This window comes from Priestia veravalensis (assembly GCF_001457055.1).
GTDB lineage: Bacteria > Bacillota > Bacilli > Bacillales > Bacillaceae_H > Priestia > Priestia flexa.
Genome location: NZ_KQ758656.1, coordinates 1 through 19737 on the forward strand (window position 1 = coordinate 1; position 19737 = coordinate 19737).

Sequence of the window (19737 nt, forward strand, 5' to 3'; positions counted from 1 at the left end):
AATAATGTCTCACTGACTGCACGCAGACTCTCGGTTTCGTTGAGTTGTGCGAATACGAGTAATTTCAAGAATGAAGCAATGTACAGCTTCTTTGTATAGGAATTTAATTGATAGCTTTCAACCAATTCCTCGAGTTTTGTGGAGAAAATCGGTGAAAACCATTGTTCAAATGATGTTTTTCGTGTAAACTTATCCATGCTTATTGTCCTTTATTTTGGATTTGGATGGTTTATTACCACCCAACCATTATAAAGGATTTTTTTGTGCATGAATAATATTGCAGAAAATTCAGATTTATAAAGGGCTTTGAATTATTTTAATGCGACGCTAGTGACTCTGAACATGTTAATAATTTTTTAAGCTCAGGTTTACAAAACGCTCACAAACGACCATTAAATCAGGAGAAAATGTTTTTCCATACGGCTTTAATTCGTTTGTGAAAAATTCTTCGTGAGCGCGCCACCAGAAGTTATAGTCACCTTCACCTTCAGCTAATGCGAATTCTTCTGATACCTCGTTCATCGGCAAAACGTCTACCGATTGAACTTGAATAACGGCAACTGGCTGATTGTTTTCGTCTAGCACAATCGAATAATCTCCTTTTTTTGGTAACTCTTCGTTTTCAAGTTCATAGAAAACATAGCCGGATGTGGTAGCTGTTTTTTTACCTTCAACAACTAAGGAAGCAAGCCAGCCAGAAGACGCGCCGAACTGAAATGCTTCTTTGTACGAGACGTTAGTAAGGTTGTTTTTTTTGCAAAAATCCTGCCAAAATTGATCGATTTCATTCATCTTTTTCACCTATTTCTTCAGAATACGATAATGATGAGAAGATACTGCTTTAAAACCAAGCTTTTCATACAAATCAACTGCTGGCTTATTTTCTTTCACAACCTGCAGGTAAACATAGTCAGCTTCTTGTCTTTGAGCACATTGAACGAGCGCGCTCACCAGCTCTTTGGCAATCCCTTTTCGGCGATGTTTAGCGTGTACAATTATGTTGCTGATGCATCCGTACCCTTGTTCAACTACCACGGATCCTAAACCCACCGTTTCTTTATTGCTTGATAAGCGCAGAAACGTCTTAGAAGCATGAATGCTGGAAAAGATATGAGTATAGGCGTCAAAGCGATCTTTTGAAAAGCCTTCTAACGTCAGAAACTCATCAATCCAAGCAGGAGTTGCTTCGCGTAAATAGTAGGCATCATACTGAATGTCCAGCTTGACATTTTGGAGCGTATCTTCACAGGCTGCCATCATCGTAAAGCATTCATCGCTTTTTTTATAACCTTTTGAACCCAGTGTTTCATCTAACTGTGCTGGTGAAAGCTGAGAGATATGAAAACATGACGCTGTGTTACGGCTTTCGTAAAAATTCTCAACCTTTTGAAGCCAGTTTAAATCAAAAGGAAGTGAGCCAACCGCGTGGACGCTATTGGCGCGCTTTGTATAACCAAACGTATAGCGCATCGTCCAATCACCGAGTTTTTCAGTTGTATGAGCTGGCCAAGCATTGGAAGCCAGTTGTTCAAGTAGGCGTAGTGTATCTGTTGTTGTTTGCATGCTGCGCCTCCTAGTCTATAAATCTTCTATAATTTTACAAGTATACACCTAATAGCAATCAGGTGGCAACCGTAAATCCTGAAGAAAACTGTGCTGGAATTCAGGTGTGTGTACTAAAGAGAATTGATAGCCGCTGTTTATAAAATTTTGCTGATTGGTTAGCGGAAGTGGAGTACCGAGCGTCACCTTTATGTTAGGAGGTAGTGCTTTCATGGCGATAGGAATCCATGGCCGCTTTTCTGAGACGACCACTGCATAAGCTGTTCCACCAATCACAAAGTTAAAGTAGTCATCATCTTCGTCTGTTTTCATGCTGAAAGTTTCTTTTAGCCAGCTTCGAAACTTTCCAACGTCTTTTACTGGAAATCCTACTTCTCTTATATATAATGCATTCAGCTTACCATAGCTCTTTAACTTATTTTCATGAATATAGTCATGTGCAATTAACTCAAGTAAGTTACCGTCACAATCGCGGAAATACACGTTTTTTCGACCGTTATGTTCATCGATAGGATTTCCTTCGTTTTGAGCTAACAAAAACACGCCAGATTTTTTTAAAAGTGTAACAGCATTAGTAAACAACTGATAAGACACTTGAATGGCAAAGTGTGCGGGCTTAATTGGTTCGTAGGATTCCTTGAAACTAAGCGTGCTATATGGAGTCAGTCTGAACTGAATAAACTCAGTTGTTTCGTTTGTTATTTCTAAATGTAGTGCTTTTTCATAAAATTGTTTGACACCTTGAATAGATACCGTAAGCAGTTCGAGATTTGCATAGTGGGTAATCATCATCATTCACTCCTTTACCATTAGTTTATGATGTAGTCCATAAAAACAGCCACGGTACAATGAATGAAAAGGAATACATCTTTAGTCGTAGAAAGGATAGATGTTATTTATTTACTTTTGTTATGTAAAAAAATAGAACAATAGTATAAAATGGGAACAGGGGTGTTGAAAAGTGGAAATTCGCCGCGTTGTTCTTGATGACAGAGAAGAAGTCAGTCGATTCTTAGAAAAGCATTGGGGAAGTACAAAAATGGTTACTTCTGTTGGTGCGTATGACTGTTCCTCTCTGTGTGGGTTTATCTTATATGACGAGCACAATAACATCATTGGGTTAGTCACCTATGAAATACGAGAAAAAGAATGTGAAATAATCTCGTTAGATAGCTTGCAGGAAAACAGCGGATATGGCACGGCCCTCATGAAAGCAGTGGAAGAGAAAGCAAAATCCGTAGGTTGCACGAAGGTAACGCTCATTACAACAAATGATAACGTAAAGGCTCTTCGGTTTTACCAAAGGCGTGGTTATCATTTAGCTTACCTATTTCCAAACGCAGTTCAAGAAGCAAGAAAACAAAAGCCAAGTATTCCTTTGGTTGGTTATGATGAAATTCCAATTCGAGATGAACTGTTGTTAATGAAGAAGCTATAACTGAATGGAGGAGGATTTTGCATGTCAAACTGGAAAGGCGCAGCAGCGATTTGCATCAATGAAAATAACGAATTATTAATGGTGGCGCAAGAAAAGCCAAATCACCCAGAGCTATGGTCTGTTCCGTCAGGTGGGCTAGAAGGCGGTGAAACGTTTGAAGAATGCTGCGTTCGTGAAGTTTTGGAAGAGACGGGATACGAGGTTGAAATCCTAGGTCAAGTCCATGAATACGATACGGTCACATACGGTGTTGATGTGCATATTAAATATTTTGCTGTTCAGTTAGTAGGTGGAGAAAAGAAGCTCCAAGATCCTGATAACCTCATTGTTGATGTAGCATGGAAGCCTGTAGCAAAAATGGATGATTTATTTATGCTGTTTGAAGAAGAGCGGAAAATTTTACTGAGATACATTGAAGATGGAGTTTTAAAAGTGAACTAAAGCGGAGGATGGAAGTTGTTAAAGGTCATTAAAACAAAAGAGAAGCTTACGAAGTGGTTATTAATCGGGTGCTGTGGTTGTATCAGTCTTTTGGGATACGGCATATATCGGACATTTTTTGATATGAGTCGTCTTCCTGAAGGAAAATATCTTACTGAATCCACATCACCCGATGGTGCCTATACGCTAAAAGCATACCTCTCGGACGGAGGCGCAACTACCGGCTATGCTGTTCGAGGGGAGCTTGTTTTTAATAAAGGAAATAAAGAAAAGAATATTTACTGGAACTATAAAGAAAGCAGTGCGGATATTCATTGGCAAGGTAAAGATACGGTCGAGATTAACGGACACTCGCTGCATGTTCCAAATGATGTTTATGATTTTAGGCGAGAGTAATGGACGAATAGTATGAATGTATGTGAGCTTAATAGGTTTTCAGGAGGAGAAAATGAAAACAATCTATTTACTACGGCACTGTAAAGCTGAAGGACAAGATTCTGATGCCCCTTTAACGAAGGAAGGGAAAAAAGATGCCCTATCGCTAGTAGAGTACTTAAAGCCCTTAGGTATTTCAACTATTATATCAAGTCCGTACATAAGAACGATTCATACGGCTGCACCTTTTGCAGCAGAGATTGGCGTTTCCATTAAGCAAGATGAGCGCTTAGCGGAACGTGTTCTAACAGGAAAACCCGTAGACAATTGGTTAGAGCTATTAAAGCAAACATTTCATGATGAAAATCTCCAATTGAAAGGTGGAGAGTCATCAAAAGAAGCAACTCAGCGTGCGCTAGCTGTTGTATATGAAGAGGTGGGTAATCTAAATGAAATCTCATTATTGGTTACGCATGGTAATTTAATGAGCTTGTTGTTACGACACTTTGATGCTAGTTTTGGATTTCAAGAATGGTCTAATTTATCGAATCCAGACTTATATCGAATAGATTTGTTTTCTACAAAAGGAGTTATGAAAAGGGTTTGGAATCAGAGGTAATGAAAAGAGGATAGACAATTTGTCTATCCTCTTTGTTTACTTAAAAATCAAAGTTGTCTGGATCTGGACCTACTCGGTGATTTTGGTTTAGTGCATCAATTTGTTTCATTTCGTCAGACGTTAGCTCGAAATCAAAAATATCAGCATTTTGGATAATACGGTGCTCTTTTGTTGATTTTGGAATCGTGATAACACCGTTTTGAACATCCCAGTGCAAGATTACTTGAGCCGTAGATTTATTGTGCTTAGAAGCAATCGCAGACAGTACATCGTTATCAAGCAGTTCGCCCTGCATAAGCGGAGACCAAGCTTCTAGCTGAATGTTTTGCTGTTCACAATAAGCACGAAGCTCTTTTTGCGTTAAGCGCGGATGATATTCGACTTGGTTGATGACTGGCTTCACCTCAGCATCTTGTAGTAAATCTTCTAAATGATGAATTTGGAAGTTGCTTACGCCAATTGCTTTTACCTTGCCGTCTTTATAAAGCGTTTCTAACGCACGCCATGCGTCCTTATATTTTCTTTCAACTGGCCAATGAATAAGGTAAAGATCTAAATAGTCTAATCCAAGCTTTTGAAGACTAGTTTCGTAGGCTTTAAGCGTTTCTTCATACCCTAAATCACTATTCCATACTTTTGACGTTACGAATAGCTCTTCACGTGAAAGACCCGTCTCTTGTAGACCTTGTCGAATTCCTTCACCAACGCCTTCTTCGTTTTCGTAGATGGCTGCTGTGTCAATACTGAGGTAGCCGTTTTTAATCGCAGCTTTTACAGCTTCAACTAACTCAGGTCCTTCTTCCACTTTAAATACGCCTAAACCAAACCCGGGCATCTTTACGCCGTTATTTAATGTTACTGTATCTTGTAAATGCGTAATCATGTTATCAACCTCCAATAGTAAGTACATGACTTATAATAAGAGAGAGTTAATAAAATGAAAAGTAAGCACTTTAAAGTGATATAGGTACTTCAAAGTGCCTATAGAGCTTATGAATAGACATGTACGTGCTCTTTAATAAAGTCTCTTAAGCTGTCAATCTCAAGCAATTCTTCTTTACAAAGCCGACCAAGATTCGTTAACTTTTCAATTTGCTTACTAGACACACGTTCGTAGTAAGCGTGCTGATGTGGCTTTTCTTGTGCAATTAGGTCATGCGAGACGTAGCCTCTTGCATCCAAATATTGATGATTTGGTAACACGCAGTATGCATGAATAAGCACCACTCTTGGTGCGCTTTCATCTTTAAACTTAAAGTCTGAATTCCACATAAACTCTATAGGATAGCCAAGCTCTTGGTGTAAGGCAATCGCAAATAGGTGAGGGCGAGTAGTTATGTAGTCGAAAAGTTGAAAAGATGTATTTAGAATAGTTGTTTTTAACTGAAGTGTTGTTTCAAAGTGAGACACGCTGCATTACCTACCTTTTCTAGCAATATACCAGTATATTGTAATTTTTTCTTCCTTTTTTCTAGTTTAACTTATTTGACCAATTTAGTGTAAAATGATACCTGGAAGTATAGGGGTATTTTAACAATTTTCTCCTGATCAGAAAAGGAGAAACAGAAGGATAAACGAATATTGAATAGTATTCTTGGCTATCTTGTAAAGAACAGAAAATGGAGGTGAAGCGGTTGGAGCGAATCATTTATCATATGGAAGTAGATGGGCACCTGCTTGAGTATTCAGTTGTTGGAACAGGAACTCCGATCTTACTATTTCACGGGGGGCACTCGAACTGCCGAGAAGAGTTAGGGTATGAACGTCTTGTAAAAAGCGGGTTTTCAATCATAACACCGTCAAGACCAGGATACGGAGCTACTTCAAAAGAACTTGGCGAAACATTCGAACTAGCTTCTCGTTGCTATGCGAAGATGTTAGATCAGTTAGACATTAAAAAAGTACATATCATTGCAGTCTCAGCGGGAGGTCCGAGCGGAATTAGCTTTGCGTCAATGTATCCAAACCGTACAAATAGCTTAATTCTACAAAGTGCCGTCACAAAAGAATGGCTGTCTAAAAAAAGTCTCAATTATAAGGTAGCGAAATTTGCATTTCATCCGCTTACTGAAAAGTGGACGTGGAAGCTCGTGGCTCGTCTGTCAAACCGCAACGTACAGTTTATGTTTAAGAAGTTTGTTCCATCTTTTAGTAAACTTCCGGCAGAAGAAGTCATGAAACAAATGAAAGATTCAGACCTGGAAGCATTTCAGCGTATGAATAATCGCTATCGTTCAGGAGAAGGATTTATCTTAGATCTTCAGCATACGTCCAAGAGGTTTAATCACTTGCTGACGACGGTCCAAAGCCCAACTCTGATTCTGCACAGCCTTAACGACCAAGCTGTCTCCCTGGAGCATGCACATCACGCAAAAAAATCAATTCCAACGTCAACGCTTTGCCTCCTTGATAATTGGGGACATTTGCTGTGGATTGGAAAAGATGCAGAAGATATTCATAATCAAGTTGAAGCGTTTATGAAAAAGCATGACCTTGTGAATGGGCATGTTACTTTATAATTTGGGAGAGAAAATGAATGACTAAAACGATTGATTTACAAGTAGTAGACAACGTAGCCGACTATATATCAAATCTGTCAGAGCTTTTAGTGACGTGCGTGGAAGGAGGGGCATCAATTGGCTTTTTGCCTCCTTTGTCTAACGACCAAGCAAATATGTACTGGAGTGGAGTCAATCAAAATGATACCGTCCTGCTTATCGCAGCTAGTGAAGGCAAAGTAGTGGGCACCGTTCAGCTATATTTAGAAAGAAAAGAAAACGGAAAGCACCGAGCTGAAGTTGGAAAGTTAATGACGCACCCTGGTTTTCGAAGAAAAGGAATTGGCCGCTTATTAATGGAGAAAGTTGAAGCCCAAGCGAAAAAGCATGGCATTTCACTGCTTGTATTAGATACAAGAGAAGGTGATCCATCAAACGAACTATACCAAGCAATGGGGTACACAAAAGCAGGGATAATTCCCAACTATGCATTGTCAGCCAACGGTAATCTGGATGCCACGGTGTTTTATTATAAGCTAGTGTAATAGAAAAGAATGATGAGCATGATAAAAGGAAAGAAGCATAAGTCCGATACCTATGCTTCTTTTTGTTTGACTTTCTTCCATCTTGAATAAATTTCAAACAGAGAAAGAGAGAGAACGCCCCAGAAAATCCAGTTGCTAAAAGAGACACCAGAAGTAGACTCACCGCCTAAAAGCGACAATATTGTCATCACTACAACAATGTAGACAGTAAGAATAAGTTGTCCTATTAAGCCTTCAGCTATTTTTTCTTCCGAGCGGATTCTAATTATGATACTCAGTATAAACAATAACCCAATCACGCTAACGAATAAAACAAAAGCAGCTTGTGGTAGGATTTTTGTAAACATTGGGTTAGGAAAATAATCAAAAACTAAAATAATAGTTAGAATCAGCATAAATAGTAAATCTGGCCACTTTATATATTTCACCAAAAAGCACCGCCACCTTGTTGCTTTATTATATCATTTTAGTAATTATTTTCTATAAAAACCATTGAATAATGTTTACCTGTGTTCTCATCACGCATACACTCTCTTATGTTCACGCGTATAGGTAAGACTATTAGCTACTTCCTGCTCATTGATTTGAAAATCAAGCGCTTTTGCCACTTTCGTAGACTCGCGAATAAACATCGTTTGACTGGCTTGGAGCGCATGCCAAACCTTTTTATTGGTCGATACGTCATAGGTGCTTTGAAGCTCAAGAAACTCGTGTTTTTCCAGGTAGTTTGGAAGGTACTTATTGTTTTTTCCTAAACTAAACGTAAATCCACGCTCAGTACCAATTCGCCAGGACATCATGCGCAGAAGTTCTGTTCTCGCTTGAATAGTCAGATGATCTACTGCATATAAAAATTCATTGCGGCAAAGGCCTTTGACAACGTACGTACAAACCCACCAAAATTCGTTGCAACAGTCTAGAAAGTTAGCTTCGGTTGGCATTCGAAGATGATACTGTTTATCGCTTAGAAGTTGTGGTGCCCTAAATAAATCATCTTTATCTAGCAATATGGTTGAAATACCTTCATCACCACGGTTCCAGTCTTCTTTAAGTGAAAGCGGACAAAGAGTTAAATCAATTCGCGTATAGTCTTGAAACAGCATGAGATAGCTGAACTTTCCTCCTAATGAAGGCGGAAATAACGTTGTTTGTTCCGGCATTTGGGTCAAAAAACGTTCTCCGAAATAGTCAACCCATGTCGGGTCACTTAAGAAGCCTTCCATCTCAGATACAATAAAAACAATATCGTAATCTTGAAAATGGTCACGAGGTGCCTTGGGATTGACACGTGAACCACACATCCCAACTGCTCGTACGCGGCCATCGTTTTTCGCATAGCTCAAAATAAGATTCATTACTTCTTCTTTACTGCGCACGTTCATTCTCCTTTCTTAAAAACGTTTATTTCCCATCCGCTTTTTTGATAAAATGGAATTATTAGGGTTTGGTTTTATTATTTCATAGTGTAAAAGGGAGTGCAAAGATGAAGGTGCGATCTCTACAAGACCATGATGTTAAAGAGCTAATTCCGCTTATGGAACAGCTTGGTTATCCAACGAATTTTGAAGATCTGCAAGTGAGGCTATCCGCTATTCAAGCTTCGTCAGATTATCATACGCTCATCGCAGAGATAGATGGTGAAGTAGCGGGAATGGCTGGCTTATGTAAAAGCTATTTTTATGAATACGATGGCTCTTATACTCGTATTGTTGCATTTGTTGTTCATGAGAAATTTAGAAGAAAAGCCGTCGGGAAAATGTTGATCAAAGAAGCAGAAAGGTGGGCGAAGAGTCAAGGCTGCATGGCAATTGGATTAAACAGCGGCAACCGAGATGAGCGGCTGGCTGCGCATCTTTTTTATCAAAAAATGGGCTACCAGCCGAAAAGCACTGGGTTTATAAAAGAGATACGTTAAAACTTAAAGGAGCTACTGTGGCAGCGTGCTTTCAACTCTGAAAGAAAAAGATCACGCTTAGCCGGTGAGATTTTTACGCTTCCTAAAAGAGAAGATGTATAAAAGATTTCAATAGCATCCTTTGAAGCGAGAACTTTATATCCCGTAAAAACATTACGAGTTGGGGCTACCTTTGTGATTTCTTCATATGGAATACGAATCTTCAATACGCCCCCTTTAACAATAAGATAATCAGAGTGAAGTTCATACGTCACAAAAAAACTAGACCATACCATGACGCCTCCACAAGCTAAAAATAATGCAATAGAAATAATAATATCAAGCAGAGTTGTTTCACTGTCTAAAAAAAGAGGAAGAAAAAATACTACGCCAAGGGTTGCTAAAGAAGTGGTTATTACCATACCAAAAAAGCGGTCGATATGAGATCGGAATTTCAAGAAAGCACCTCCGTTCATTTTTTGAAAACGAGTTAGTACTAGTTTATACGCTTAATGTAAGGAATTGGTTTCGCTTTTTACTAATGCGAAGTGAAAAAATAGATTTAGTATATTAGCTAAGAAAGGAAGAAACATATGAACATACCTACATTGGATACGAAGCGGCTCATTCTCCGTGAGTCAAAAGAAAGTGATGCCGTTCATATGCTAAGGTATTTATCTGACCCTGTAGTAATGAAGCATATGGGGTTAGAGCCTTTTCAAACGATTGATGATGTGAAAAGCGAGCTCAGCTGGTACAGAAATATAGTAAATGAAGGTACCGGGATGAGATGGGGCATTACATTAAAAGAAGAAGGCGTCATAATTGGAAGCTGTGGTTTTTTAGATTATGAATCTAGTCATGAAAGAGCGTCAGTTGGATACGAGCTTCATCAGGAATACTGGAGGCAAGGCATTGCAGCTGAAGCTATGAAAGCAGTCATCGAGTATGGATTTTCAAACTGGAAGCTACATCGCATCCAAGCCCTAATTGAACTAGAAAACATATCATCGCAGAAGCTTGTTGAAAAGCTTGGATTTCATCAAGAAGGATTGCTGAGAGAATATGAGCGCACGTGCGGGAAATTTGATGATTTGTATATGTACAGCTTACTAAAAAGGGAATGGAAAGAAAGAAGAGCCGACTAATGAGCGGCTTTTTTATTTATGATTCTTTATACCTATTATTTTGGCGGATTTAAGGGAACGTTGTCTTACTGTAGAAAAAAGAGAAAAATTTCCTATTTCTCTAATTAAAAGCAACTTTTAAACTATAAATATTGGAAAAAGTGGTAAAGAGGTGAACCTCATGGGATTTGAACAAATGCTTCAAAGTTTTTCAAGCACAATCTCAGGAAACGTTGCGGATGCTGAAGAGAAAATTCAGCGTTTAAAAACCGCAAAAACAGAGATTGAAAACGAAAAGAAACGGTCATTAGTAGAAATAAAAGAAGTAAAGGAACCAGACTTAGGAAATCATTGGAAAGGTGATATATCCACAAACTTTGATGATAACAGAAAGCAAGCATACAACGAAATCAACGATATTATCACGAACGATTATGACGACTATATAAATGCGATTAACCATAAAATCACGTGGTACGAGGCTCAAAAAGGCTTTTATAGCGGTGTTAGCTACCTTGTAAACGAAGCGGAATCTCTTTTAAATAAAGGGGAAGATGCAGTCGCAGATTTAGAGAATAAAATTAGTGAGATTAGGAGAAAGCTATAATGACATCAATCAAGCTCAACTATGAAGACGTCATGCAAAAGCTTGAAGACGTCGAAACAGCCATTCAAAAATTATCGCTCCCAGGAAACTCCGATGTCGGGGATAACAACCTTTCAAGCACAAACGAGTGGAAGTCACAGGAAGAAGAGCTGGGAAAGCTTTTAAAAACGTACATCACAGCCTTAGAAAAAAGCGTACAGGACACGAAAGCTAACGTGAAATTATTAAAAGAACAAGACGAAGCCATTGTGCGTTCATAATGAAAAAGGGTGAATCAAATGGGGAAAATATACGATGCAAAGGGCATTTCAACCTTTTCCAAAGAACGAGAAAAAGCGTATAAAAATCTTGAAGACCAGCTGCAGACCCTCCACAAAGCGCTAGCTGCCGTGTCTAAGCTGGATGATAGCCTTCAAGGAAAAGGTGCCGACAACATTAAGAAGTTCTATGAATACCAAGTTGATAACGCAAAGTGTTGGATTGATTTAGTCCAAATGACCAAGTCATATTTCTCAGCGCTGTACGTAAAAGCAGAAGACGCGAACCTAGCAGGAAACACGGTAGTTGACCTATCGTTTTTAGAGCATGATCTTAAACAGTCCGTAAGCCAAGCGAAAGAACTCGTTGCTCAGCAGCGAGAAGATCTTCAAACGATTTTGCATAAAGTGGACGACTTAGTCTCACTGTCTGCGTTTTCTGCCGAAGATTTTAACGATTCAATCGATAAAGCAGAAAAAAAGCGGGATGAAACGGTTGAAGCAGTTGAAAAATTGGATGCAGAGTGGTTAGAAGGTTATAGGCAAATGGAATCAAATTATTTGCTGACCCAAGCTGCAACCAACAGCTTACACGGAGCTACGACGCAAGGCGGGCAGGCGTATCCAGTTTTATTTGATCAAAAAGCGTATCATGCAAGCGAGTTGTATAAAGTTCAAAAAGAAGCAAGCGAGTACGCAACGAACTACGTGACGTATCATGAAGAAATGAAAAATGTTCACGAGCTGAAAAAAGAAGCGGAGCGCCAAGCGGTTGAAGAAGCTAATAAAAAGTGGTATGAAAAAACGTGGGATACGGTTTCAACCTTTACAGGAGAGGTAACAGGATATTATGATTATAAACGAGCAGCCGAAGGCGTAGATCCCGTTACGGGACGTGAGCTTTCAACATCGGAACGCGTAGCGGCAGGGGCAATGGCAGCGGCTGGATTCATTCCCGTTGTCGGCTGGGCAGGTCGCGCAGCTAAAGGCGGAAAAGCCATCTATGTTACCGCCAAAGGTGTCAACGCTGCTGATCACGCGCTTGATGCGTACAAAACGTCCAAATCGTTTAAAGCGCTCGAACAAGCAGAAAAAGGTCTCTACGGCCTAGTCGCCGCAAACGGCATGTACGAATTCACAACGGGAAAAGACATGTTCGGCAATGCGATTTCTGAAGAACAGCGCCAAAACAGCCTGTTCCAATCGCTCGGCATTGCAGGCGCAGGTGCCCTATCGACGCGCTACGCAGCCAATATGGGTCAAGCCGTGGTGACAAAAGGAACCGAAAAGCTCACGCAAATGCGCAATACGCTTCGCACAAGTGCGGTTGCCAACGTCACCAAACAAGCGTACCAAAGTGTCAAAACCGCGCCCGCATCGTGGACACAGTCATTACATAAAACGTATACGAGTATTTTAGACAGCACCATGCCAAGGCTCATGCCCGAACTAGCGCCAGCCGGTCCAGCGCTTGCCCAGCAGACGGTAAGGGAAACCTTGCAGAATGTGAAGCAGCAAGCGATGCAGATGATCACACCCATCTACAATCCAAAAGTCAAGCGGTACCAAGACCCAGAAACAGGGAGATTTGTGGCGAATCCGAACGTGGAGCGTGTGGAGAAACCCGTTGGAGTGGAGAAGAAGGGTAAAGAGGTTGAGCGCGTTCGGAATGTTGAGAGTGTTCAGGGTGTTTCTAAGGGTACGGGTAATGTAAAGCATTTGGATGATGTACCAAGAATAAAAGAAGTTGAAGTTAATTTTAAAAGAAATGTTAAACATGACTCCGAAGAGTTTGCAAGACAATTAAAAGACCAAGAAAAAGGTATGAATGAATTAACGGTTGACGAGTATCTGAAAAATAGAGACAGATATATTGCTGAAGGTAGAGCAATAGAAGGAAATGCAGCTCAAAAAATGGCTAGACAAGAAGCACTTAAAGATAAAATTGCTGAACTGCGAAAACAAGGACTTTCCAGAGCAGAGGCGACAAAGCAAGCTTCAGAATGGCTGGAAACAAAAGCAGCACTTCATAATCCAGATCAAATAGCTGGAGGAAGAACAGACATTATTGGAGGTATGGGGGATAAAAGAGTAAATTCCTCGATAGGTTCACAATGGAAATATAGAATTGATGTTGTTGATGAGCAAATTAGGGAAATGGCGAAGAATATGTCATCGGAGCAGCTAAAGAATACTTATTTAAATGTGAAATTAACTCAATAATCAATGGAGGGTATGTTAATTGGAAACTATATTTAGCGATTTTATAAAACATGAAACAGTTGATGATGATATTATTTTAAAATATAAGGATAAACTTCCTGAAGAATTAATAGAAACATGGAAAAAATATGGTTTTGGTACTTTCGTAAATGACTTTTTAAAAGTTATTAATCCAGACGATTATTTAGATATTTTAGAGAGAAGTTATCTAAGGTATGAGCAGGCCATTCCTATTTTTACAACCGCAATGGGTGATATTATAGTATGGGAAAAAGATAAGTATGTAAATTTATTAAACTTTAGGAAAGGAGATGTTAATGTTGTTTCATCCGGATTTGAATTCTTTTTTGATGACTTAAAAGATAATGATTTTATGAACGATGAATTAATGTGGCAGCCTTATCCTGAAGCGATTAGTAAATACAGTGCCCCTAACTATGATGAGTGTTTTGGATACACCCCTCTATTAGGTTTAGGTGGCGCGGAAAAAGTTGAGAACCTAAAGAAAGTAAAATTGAAGGAACATATTCTTATTATTACTGAATTTATGGGACCAGTGCAGTAATGTTCAAGACTATGTTAACTATAAGCACTTGATTGCCTTATTAGGCAACAGGTGCTTTTATTTTTTGTTAGAAATTTAAACTTTGTATGACATTGATGATGCTTAATTGAAATTCATAACTCATGAAGGTTGTACCATCATGAAGTATTGTTTTAACACTTTGAGGAACGGAATAAGAACGAGAAATAGGCGAGATGACATTTCACATGGCAGAGATAGTTATGATATGGAATTGCTGACAAACTAACGAGATTCACAAAGCTCGTGGCTTAAAACAAGAGGTAACATTAAAGGAAGTTCTTTTCTGCCTTTGGCCTATAAATTTTATGTTGTATTTTAACTAGAGACGGTCGTATAATACTCGCTATTCGTTTAAAAAGCGTTACATAAATTGTAATTTCCGTAACGGGAGGGTGGAAAGTTGAACGTTGTTGGGTATATACGAGTCTCGACTCAAGGTCAAGCAAGAGATGGATATAGCTTGAGATATCAAGAAGATGAAATTAAAGTATATTGTAAGGAACAAGGCTTAAACTTGATTCATATTTTTAGAGACGAAGGAATTAGTGGCGCAAAACTAAATGAAGAAGCATTAGAAATTGACAGGGTGGGCTTACAGGAAATGTTGGCTCACCTTTCGTCTGTCCAAATTGATTATGTGGTGGTGCTCAATACAAGTCGATTATGGCGGTCAGATATTGTCAAGGTACTGATTCAACGAGAATTAAAGAAATACGGCTGTGATATTAAAAGCATTGAACAGCCATTTTACAGCATTCACAAAAAAGACCCAAACGATTTTTTGGTCAATGGCTTAATGGAGTTATTAGACCAATATCAACGGCTTGAAATAGCGCTGAAGCTAACGAAAGGAAGAAATAAAAAGGCAAAAGAAGGTGGATATGCAGGGGGAAGGGCGACATTTGGCTATACCAAACAAAAGGGTGAAAAGGAACTAAAAATACATAACGGGCATGCAGAAGTAGTGAAACGGTTATTTGAGTTGAAACACTTACATAGTAAATGGTCACTGTCTAGGTTGGCAGAAGCTTTGAATGAAGAAGGGTATCAAACAACCCAGGGGAAAGTATTTACGAAAGTACAAGTGAAGCGAATATTAGACCGAGAAAGTTTTTATCAAGGGATCTATACATACGGACAAATACAAGCAAATGGCAAACATGAAGCAATAATTTAAATGGTTACTTAAAAAAGATACTCATTTTCTTATATATCCCTATGTAAAGGTGAAAATGGATAGGCTTTCGTACCAATGCGCACCAATTGGTGAACGCTCGAACTAAGGTTGCCGGCATTTTCATTCAATAATTGACAACTGAATAGGAGGATGAACGATGCATGAAAAGCAGAAACATATTTATGTGGGTGTAGACTTGCATAAGCAACACCATGTGGCAGTGGTCATTAATTGTTGGCAAGAGAAGCTAAAGGAAATAAAATTTGAAAATAAACCGTCTGCCTTCCCAACTTTTTTATTGGATATTGATAAACTAATAGAAGAAGGAATTACACCTGTATTTGGTTTAGAAGATGTAGGTGGATATGGACGATCGTTAGCACAGTTTTTAACCGATCATGGACAGGTTGTCAAAGAAGTAAACCCAGCTCTTTCATACGCTGAACGAAAAAGCCATATGACCACACAAAAGAGTGATAGCTGGGATGCAGAATGTGTGGCACGCATTTTGTTGAACCAACTGAACCATTTGCCTGACGCGAAACCGAATGATTTATTTTGGTCAATACAACAATTGGTCACTAGAAGAAATGCATTGGTGAAAGCTCAAGGTGCTTTAAAAAACCAACTGCATATTCAATTGAGCCATCATTATCCAAGCTATAAGAAGTTTTTCTCCGAGGTGGATGGGAAAACAGCTTTAGCATTTTGGGAACGATACCCATCACCGTCTTGTTTAGAAGGTGTGAGTATAAAACAATTGACCACCTTCTTATTAGAAGTGAGCCATAATACTTGTTCGGTGAAAAAAGCGAATGAAATATTGAAGCTAGTAATAGAAGATGGGAACACAACAAAAGAACATCAAGAAACGCGAGACTTTCTAGTAAGAAGCATCGTTCGAGACATCACGTTTAAAAAGAAGGAAATGAACTATGTGGAAGGCGAATTAAAAGAGTTAATGAGCTTACTAGACTTTCAACTAGACTCCATGCCAGGCATTGACCTCGTAACAGCTTCTGCTTTAATTGCGGAGATAGGTGACGTAAGACGCTTTCCGAATGCCAACAAATTAGCACGATTTGCGGGGATTGCACCTGTTTACTTTGGTTCTGGTGGGAAAGGTAAGGAACAAAAAAGCAAACAGGGAAATCGGGCGCTGCATGCTTTATTTTACAACTTAGCAGTGCAACAAGTGCAAGTAGCAAAGGGGAGTAAGTTGCCAAGGAACCCAGTATTTTATGCATATTACCAACGAAAGCTTAAGGAAGGCAAAACAAAGGGACAAGCATTGGTTTGTATTATGAGAAGGCTTGTGAATATTATATACGGCATGATGAAGCATAAAACAGCCTATAAATTGCCGATAGTAAGTGAGAAGGAAATAGTTTAATAAGGTTTTAGATAAGTTGTTTTTTTATTAGAAGCTTTTAAGATTACAACATAGGGTACGGGTGAAAATAATATACAAGGTGCAAGATATGGCGAAAGGAAAATTTCCGATGAGACATATGGTAAATTAAGAAGAGCATCACCATCTTCTAAAATACAAAGAGAAGTTAACAAAAATATTGATGATATTATTGGAACTGAGGATTTTGCCTTACCTGGAAAAATAATTGATAAAAAACTGCATGCAGATCATATTGTTTCCCTAGAGAAAATAGCTCGTATGGAAGGTTTTGAGACATTAACTTACAATCAACAGAAGGAAATTGCCAATTTTGTAGAGAATTTTATAGGTCTTAGTGAAGCAGCTAATACATCTAAAGGTTCAAAGTCATTTGCAGATTGGTACATCTACAAAAAAGAAAATATTCCGGTAAACCCTGTATTTAGGGAAAAAATGATATTAAAAGAAAAAGAACTAGAAATTGAGATCCAAAAAATTATAGATGAATTTAATAGGATAAATAAAAAGGAGTGATTTCGGGTGGATAAATTATCTTTTTTAAAACAATATAGAAAAAGTATAGAGTTTGTGTCTAACAGAGACTTACTCAATATTGAAAAGGAAAATATGCCTGAAAAATGGATAGAGATATTTAAAGAAACAGATAAAACTAGAAAGAAAGATAAATTAATAGCTTTATGGAATAGTGTATGTGAAAAAGAATTGAGTAATACTATATCATACTTGAAAGAGAATTTATTAGAATTTGAACTAATTGTAGATAATGGACAATATGCAGTACTATACAGCGTAAAAAGTGAAAATGACGAAATACTTTATTATGAAGGTGGTATACCGACTAATTCTATTCTAGAAATGCAACACGATTGGTCAAATGTTCCAGAATCTATAAAGGAGTTCTATGAAAAATTACACAATGGTTTTTATTATCTGCCAAGTAGAGCTATGGGACTTGTACCAGTAGAACGCATTACTCATTTTGAGGATCATGAATGGGGAATACTTGAAGAATTAGATGGGCCATTAGGAGTTAATATGGCTACAACATATGGTTTTTTTGAAAATGGCATGGGAGGATATGTTGCTATAGATTTAAACAACTGTATAGGTGATGTAGCGACATTGTGGTTTACCAATGATAAGCCTGAATATAATGTGGATTTTTGGGATATTGTAGATGAATGGATTGTAATAGGCCTTCAAGACAATTAAAAAATATATAAATATTTAGAAGCAGCAATGATAGGAGATTAGACATTTTAAACTTATGAAGTATTGTTACAAGGAACAAGCCAAAAAATTACGAAATTAAACTTGCTCGTGGGTTTAAGGATAGAATTAGTAATGAATTACGTTATAAAATTAAAAGAAAGCATTTGATTGTCTATCTAGGCAATCAAGTGCTTTCTTTATGAAGATTTACGAATTAAAATATATATAATCACTTAGGTTCAAATCAACATTTTGCGCACAAGCACCGTTGCCAACGTCACCAAACAAGCGTACCATAGCGTCAAAACCGCGCCGGCATCGTGGACACAGTCATTACATAAAACGTATACGAGTATTTTAGACAGCACCATGCCAAGGCTCATGCCTGAACGAGCGCCAGCCGGTCCAGCGCTTGCCCAGCAGACGGTAAGGGAAACCTTGCAGAACGTGAAGCAGCAAGCGATGCAGATGATTACGCCTATTTACAACCCAAAAGTCAAGCGATACCAAGACCCAGAGACAGGGAGATTTGTGGCGAATTCGAATGTGGAGCGTGTGGAGAAACCCGTTGGAGTGGAGAAGAAGGGTAAAGAGGTTGAGCTGGTTCGGAATGTTGAGAATGTTCAGGATGTTTCTAAGGGTACGGGTGAAGTTCTGGGTAATAAAGAAGTAGCAGTAGGAGAAGAGATTATTGCCCGAAGGGTACTGAAAGCAGAACTTGATTTAACACCAAAACTTACACCATACAAATCTTTAAGTAGGGGTCAGCAGAAAAAAATAAAAGAAAAGATTGAAAATCGTACAGTAACAAAAGAAGAATATAAAAGATATCAATGGGATAAAAGATTTTCAAAAAGAAGAGCTGCAGGGGTTAATGAATTTTGGAAGCAAGAAAAGAAAAGGATTTTAGATGGAGAACCTACAACAAGGGATTGGACTAATGAACAGATACAAGAGATTTTAAGAGGAAAAAAACCTCAATATAATGGGCAATCAATAATTGGACATCATACTTACAATGCTATGAATTACCCACATATATGTAATAGAGGAGAATTAATTTATCCTGTAACTAGCAGGGAACATTTAAGGGGTTGGCATGGCGGAAGCTATAGTAAAAATGCACCTGGTAGACCTGTTAATCCAAATTATTTAGAAGGATTTTAATGGAAAGGAGAATAATAGATGAGTAAAATGGCAATTACAATAAGCTCTAATGGTCCATTTAGTAAATGTGTAGTACCATTAAGAAAGTACACTGGTTTAGGAATTACAGAGATAAAAAATAAAATTGAAAACAAAGATTTTTTTGCCGAAACAGATGCAAATGATATTGATGATATGGAAAATTTAAAGGGATTAGTTGATAACTTGTTGAAGTTAGGTGCGGAAGTGAAAATATTTGATAGTGATGAATACGGTGAAGGGATTTTCGATTACCAAGAAATTTCTTACGGCGAATTTATAAATAATATTGACCGGTTAAAAGAAATTATGGAAGAATTACAGGATTACGATGATGCTTTGTCTGACGAAGTTTAATTGGTCTTAATAATTATTATTTTAAAAATATATGTTAAGAGTTTGTATTAGTAAAGCAACATAAGCGAGTGATAAATCTCATGATTCTAAAACGATAAATACAAAAGCACATAAGAAAAATTGATGAAAAAGAATGTATTTTTGAAGTGGATAGAAAAATATATGGTGTTTGAAAATAGATACTCCATGATGGTTGTACCATCATAGAGTGTTATGTGC

At 38.2% G+C, this 19737-nt stretch carries 27 protein-coding genes; 18 read left to right on the top strand and 9 right to left on the bottom strand.

Going from position 1 to position 19737, the window contains the following annotated elements; all coding sequences use genetic code 11:
- The 4 genes from AS180_RS12415 to AS180_RS12430 all read right to left on the bottom strand — a co-directional run.
- The coding region (locus AS180_RS12415) for a DUF4372 domain-containing protein (protein ID WP_139109194.1) at nt 1–197 on the bottom strand (197 nt) is incomplete at its 3' end.
- Between the two features lie 148 nt (nt 198–345).
- Nucleotides 346–792, bottom strand: a complete 447-nt coding sequence (locus AS180_RS12420) for an ASCH domain-containing protein (RefSeq protein WP_025908002.1) — start codon at nt 790–792, stop codon at nt 346–348.
- 9 nt (nt 793–801) lie between these two features.
- Nucleotides 802–1563 carry a GNAT family N-acetyltransferase gene (locus AS180_RS12425; RefSeq protein ID WP_062686875.1) on the bottom strand — a complete coding sequence of 254 codons (762 nt, stop codon included), beginning with the start codon at nt 1561–1563 and terminating at the stop codon, nt 802–804.
- A gap of 48 nt (nt 1564–1611) precedes the next feature.
- Nucleotides 1612–2352 carry a VOC family protein gene (locus AS180_RS12430; RefSeq protein ID WP_025908000.1) on the bottom strand — a complete coding sequence of 247 codons (741 nt, stop codon included), beginning with the start codon at nt 2350–2352 and terminating at the stop codon, nt 1612–1614.
- Between the two features lie 172 nt (nt 2353–2524).
- On the opposite strand from AS180_RS12430, the gene AS180_RS12435 reads away from it, so the two are divergent.
- Genes AS180_RS12435 through AS180_RS12450 form a run of 4 tightly spaced genes read left to right on the top strand, consistent with a single transcriptional unit; the run spans nt 2525 to nt 4436 of the window.
- The gene (locus tag AS180_RS12435; RefSeq protein ID WP_025907999.1) at nt 2525–3001 is read left to right on the top strand and encodes a GNAT family N-acetyltransferase; all 477 of its coding nucleotides are present in this window, start codon (nt 2525–2527) and stop codon (nt 2999–3001) included.
- Between the two features lie 21 nt (nt 3002–3022).
- Nucleotides 3023–3442: an NUDIX hydrolase gene (locus AS180_RS12440; RefSeq protein WP_025907998.1), complete on the top strand. Its 420-nt coding sequence runs from the start codon at nt 3023–3025 to the stop codon at nt 3440–3442.
- 15 nt (nt 3443–3457) lie between these two features.
- A complete protein-coding gene (locus AS180_RS12445; RefSeq protein WP_025907997.1) occupies nt 3458–3838 on the top strand; it encodes a DUF5412 domain-containing protein in 381 nt (126 codons plus the stop codon).
- A gap of 52 nt (nt 3839–3890) precedes the next feature.
- A complete protein-coding gene (locus AS180_RS12450) occupies nt 3891–4436 on the top strand; it encodes a histidine phosphatase family protein (RefSeq protein ID WP_025907996.1) in 546 nt (181 codons plus the stop codon).
- 40 nt (nt 4437–4476) lie between these two features.
- On the opposite strand, the gene AS180_RS12455 is transcribed toward AS180_RS12450, so the two are convergent.
- Entirely contained in the window at nt 4477–5319 is an 843-nt protein-coding gene (locus AS180_RS12455; protein ID WP_062686876.1) for an aldo/keto reductase, read from the bottom strand.
- 107 nt (nt 5320–5426) lie between these two features.
- Nucleotides 5427–5846: a hypothetical protein gene (locus tag AS180_RS12460; protein WP_062686877.1), complete on the bottom strand. Its 420-nt coding sequence runs from the start codon at nt 5844–5846 to the stop codon at nt 5427–5429.
- 224 nt (nt 5847–6070) lie between these two features.
- Between AS180_RS12460 and AS180_RS12465 the strand changes: the two genes are divergently transcribed.
- Complete coding sequence (locus tag AS180_RS12465) at nt 6071–6955, top strand: alpha/beta fold hydrolase (protein WP_025907993.1); 885 nt, start codon at nt 6071–6073, stop codon at nt 6953–6955.
- Between the two features lie 17 nt (nt 6956–6972).
- Nucleotides 6973–7479 carry a GNAT family N-acetyltransferase gene (locus AS180_RS12470; protein ID WP_025907992.1) on the top strand — a complete coding sequence of 169 codons (507 nt, stop codon included), beginning with the start codon at nt 6973–6975 and terminating at the stop codon, nt 7477–7479.
- A gap of 50 nt (nt 7480–7529) precedes the next feature.
- On the opposite strand, the gene AS180_RS12475 is transcribed toward AS180_RS12470, so the two are convergent.
- Both AS180_RS12475 and AS180_RS12480 read right to left on the bottom strand, forming a co-directional pair.
- On the bottom strand, nt 7530–7910 hold the full coding sequence (locus AS180_RS12475; RefSeq protein WP_025907991.1) for a hypothetical protein: 381 nt from the start codon (nt 7908–7910) through the stop codon (nt 7530–7532).
- 87 nt (nt 7911–7997) lie between these two features.
- Nucleotides 7998–8855, bottom strand: a complete 858-nt coding sequence (locus AS180_RS12480; RefSeq protein WP_062686878.1) for an aminoglycoside 6-adenylyltransferase — start codon at nt 8853–8855, stop codon at nt 7998–8000.
- A 107-nt stretch (nt 8856–8962) separates the two neighbouring features.
- Here AS180_RS12480 and AS180_RS12485 point away from each other — a divergent pair, with 107 nt between their 5' ends.
- Nucleotides 8963–9394, top strand: a complete 432-nt coding sequence (locus AS180_RS12485) for a GNAT family N-acetyltransferase (RefSeq protein WP_062686879.1) — start codon at nt 8963–8965, stop codon at nt 9392–9394.
- Here AS180_RS12485 and AS180_RS12490 read toward each other — a convergent pair.
- Nucleotides 9391–9831, bottom strand: coding sequence for a PH domain-containing protein (locus tag AS180_RS12490; protein WP_062686880.1), 441 nt, complete (start codon nt 9829–9831; stop codon nt 9391–9393). The two genes, AS180_RS12485 and AS180_RS12490, sit on opposite strands and share 4 nt — an antisense overlap.
- 135 nt (nt 9832–9966) lie before the next feature.
- On the opposite strand from AS180_RS12490, the gene AS180_RS12495 reads away from it, so the two are divergent.
- The 11 genes from AS180_RS12495 (at nt 9967) to AS180_RS12545 (ending at nt 19518) form a co-directional block, all read left to right on the top strand.
- Nucleotides 9967–10521 (top strand): GNAT family N-acetyltransferase, encoded by a 555-nt coding sequence (locus tag AS180_RS12495; protein WP_062686881.1) that lies wholly within the window; start codon nt 9967–9969, stop codon nt 10519–10521.
- Nucleotides 10522–10681: 160 nt separating this feature from the next.
- Nucleotides 10682–11107 carry a YwqH-like family protein gene (locus AS180_RS12500; protein ID WP_025907986.1) on the top strand — a complete coding sequence of 142 codons (426 nt, stop codon included), beginning with the start codon at nt 10682–10684 and terminating at the stop codon, nt 11105–11107.
- Complete coding sequence (locus AS180_RS12505; RefSeq protein WP_025907985.1) at nt 11107–11367, top strand: DUF5344 family protein; 261 nt, start codon at nt 11107–11109, stop codon at nt 11365–11367. Before AS180_RS12500 ends, AS180_RS12505 begins: the two co-directional genes overlap by 1 nt.
- Nucleotides 11368–11385: 18 nt before the next feature.
- Nucleotides 11386–13587, top strand: coding sequence for a polymorphic toxin type 15 domain-containing protein (locus AS180_RS12510; RefSeq protein ID WP_025907984.1), 2202 nt, complete (start codon nt 11386–11388; stop codon nt 13585–13587).
- 19 nt (nt 13588–13606) lie between these two features.
- Nucleotides 13607–14152 (top strand): T6SS immunity protein Tdi1 domain-containing protein, encoded by a 546-nt coding sequence (locus AS180_RS12515; RefSeq protein ID WP_025907983.1) that lies wholly within the window; start codon nt 13607–13609, stop codon nt 14150–14152.
- A gap of 421 nt (nt 14153–14573) precedes the next feature.
- A complete protein-coding gene (locus AS180_RS12520; protein WP_062686882.1) occupies nt 14574–15350 on the top strand; it encodes a recombinase family protein in 777 nt (258 codons plus the stop codon).
- Nucleotides 15351–15507: 157 nt separating this feature from the next.
- Entirely contained in the window at nt 15508–16743 is a 1236-nt protein-coding gene (locus tag AS180_RS12525) for an IS110 family RNA-guided transposase (protein WP_025907981.1), read from the top strand.
- 279 nt (nt 16744–17022) lie between these two features.
- On the top strand, nt 17023–17277 hold the full coding sequence (locus tag AS180_RS23545; RefSeq protein WP_025907980.1) for a hypothetical protein: 255 nt from the start codon (nt 17023–17025) through the stop codon (nt 17275–17277).
- Nucleotides 17278–17283: 6 nt separating this feature from the next.
- Nucleotides 17284–17976, top strand: coding sequence for an SMI1/KNR4 family protein (locus AS180_RS12535; RefSeq protein WP_025907979.1), 693 nt, complete (start codon nt 17284–17286; stop codon nt 17974–17976).
- Between the two features lie 381 nt (nt 17977–18357).
- Nucleotides 18358–19143: a hypothetical protein gene (locus AS180_RS12540; protein WP_226372961.1), complete on the top strand. Its 786-nt coding sequence runs from the start codon at nt 18358–18360 to the stop codon at nt 19141–19143.
- An 18-nt stretch (nt 19144–19161) separates the two neighbouring features.
- On the top strand, nt 19162–19518 hold the full coding sequence (locus AS180_RS12545) for a hypothetical protein (protein ID WP_000041340.1): 357 nt from the start codon (nt 19162–19164) through the stop codon (nt 19516–19518).
- Nucleotides 19519–19737 lie beyond the last annotated feature (219 nt).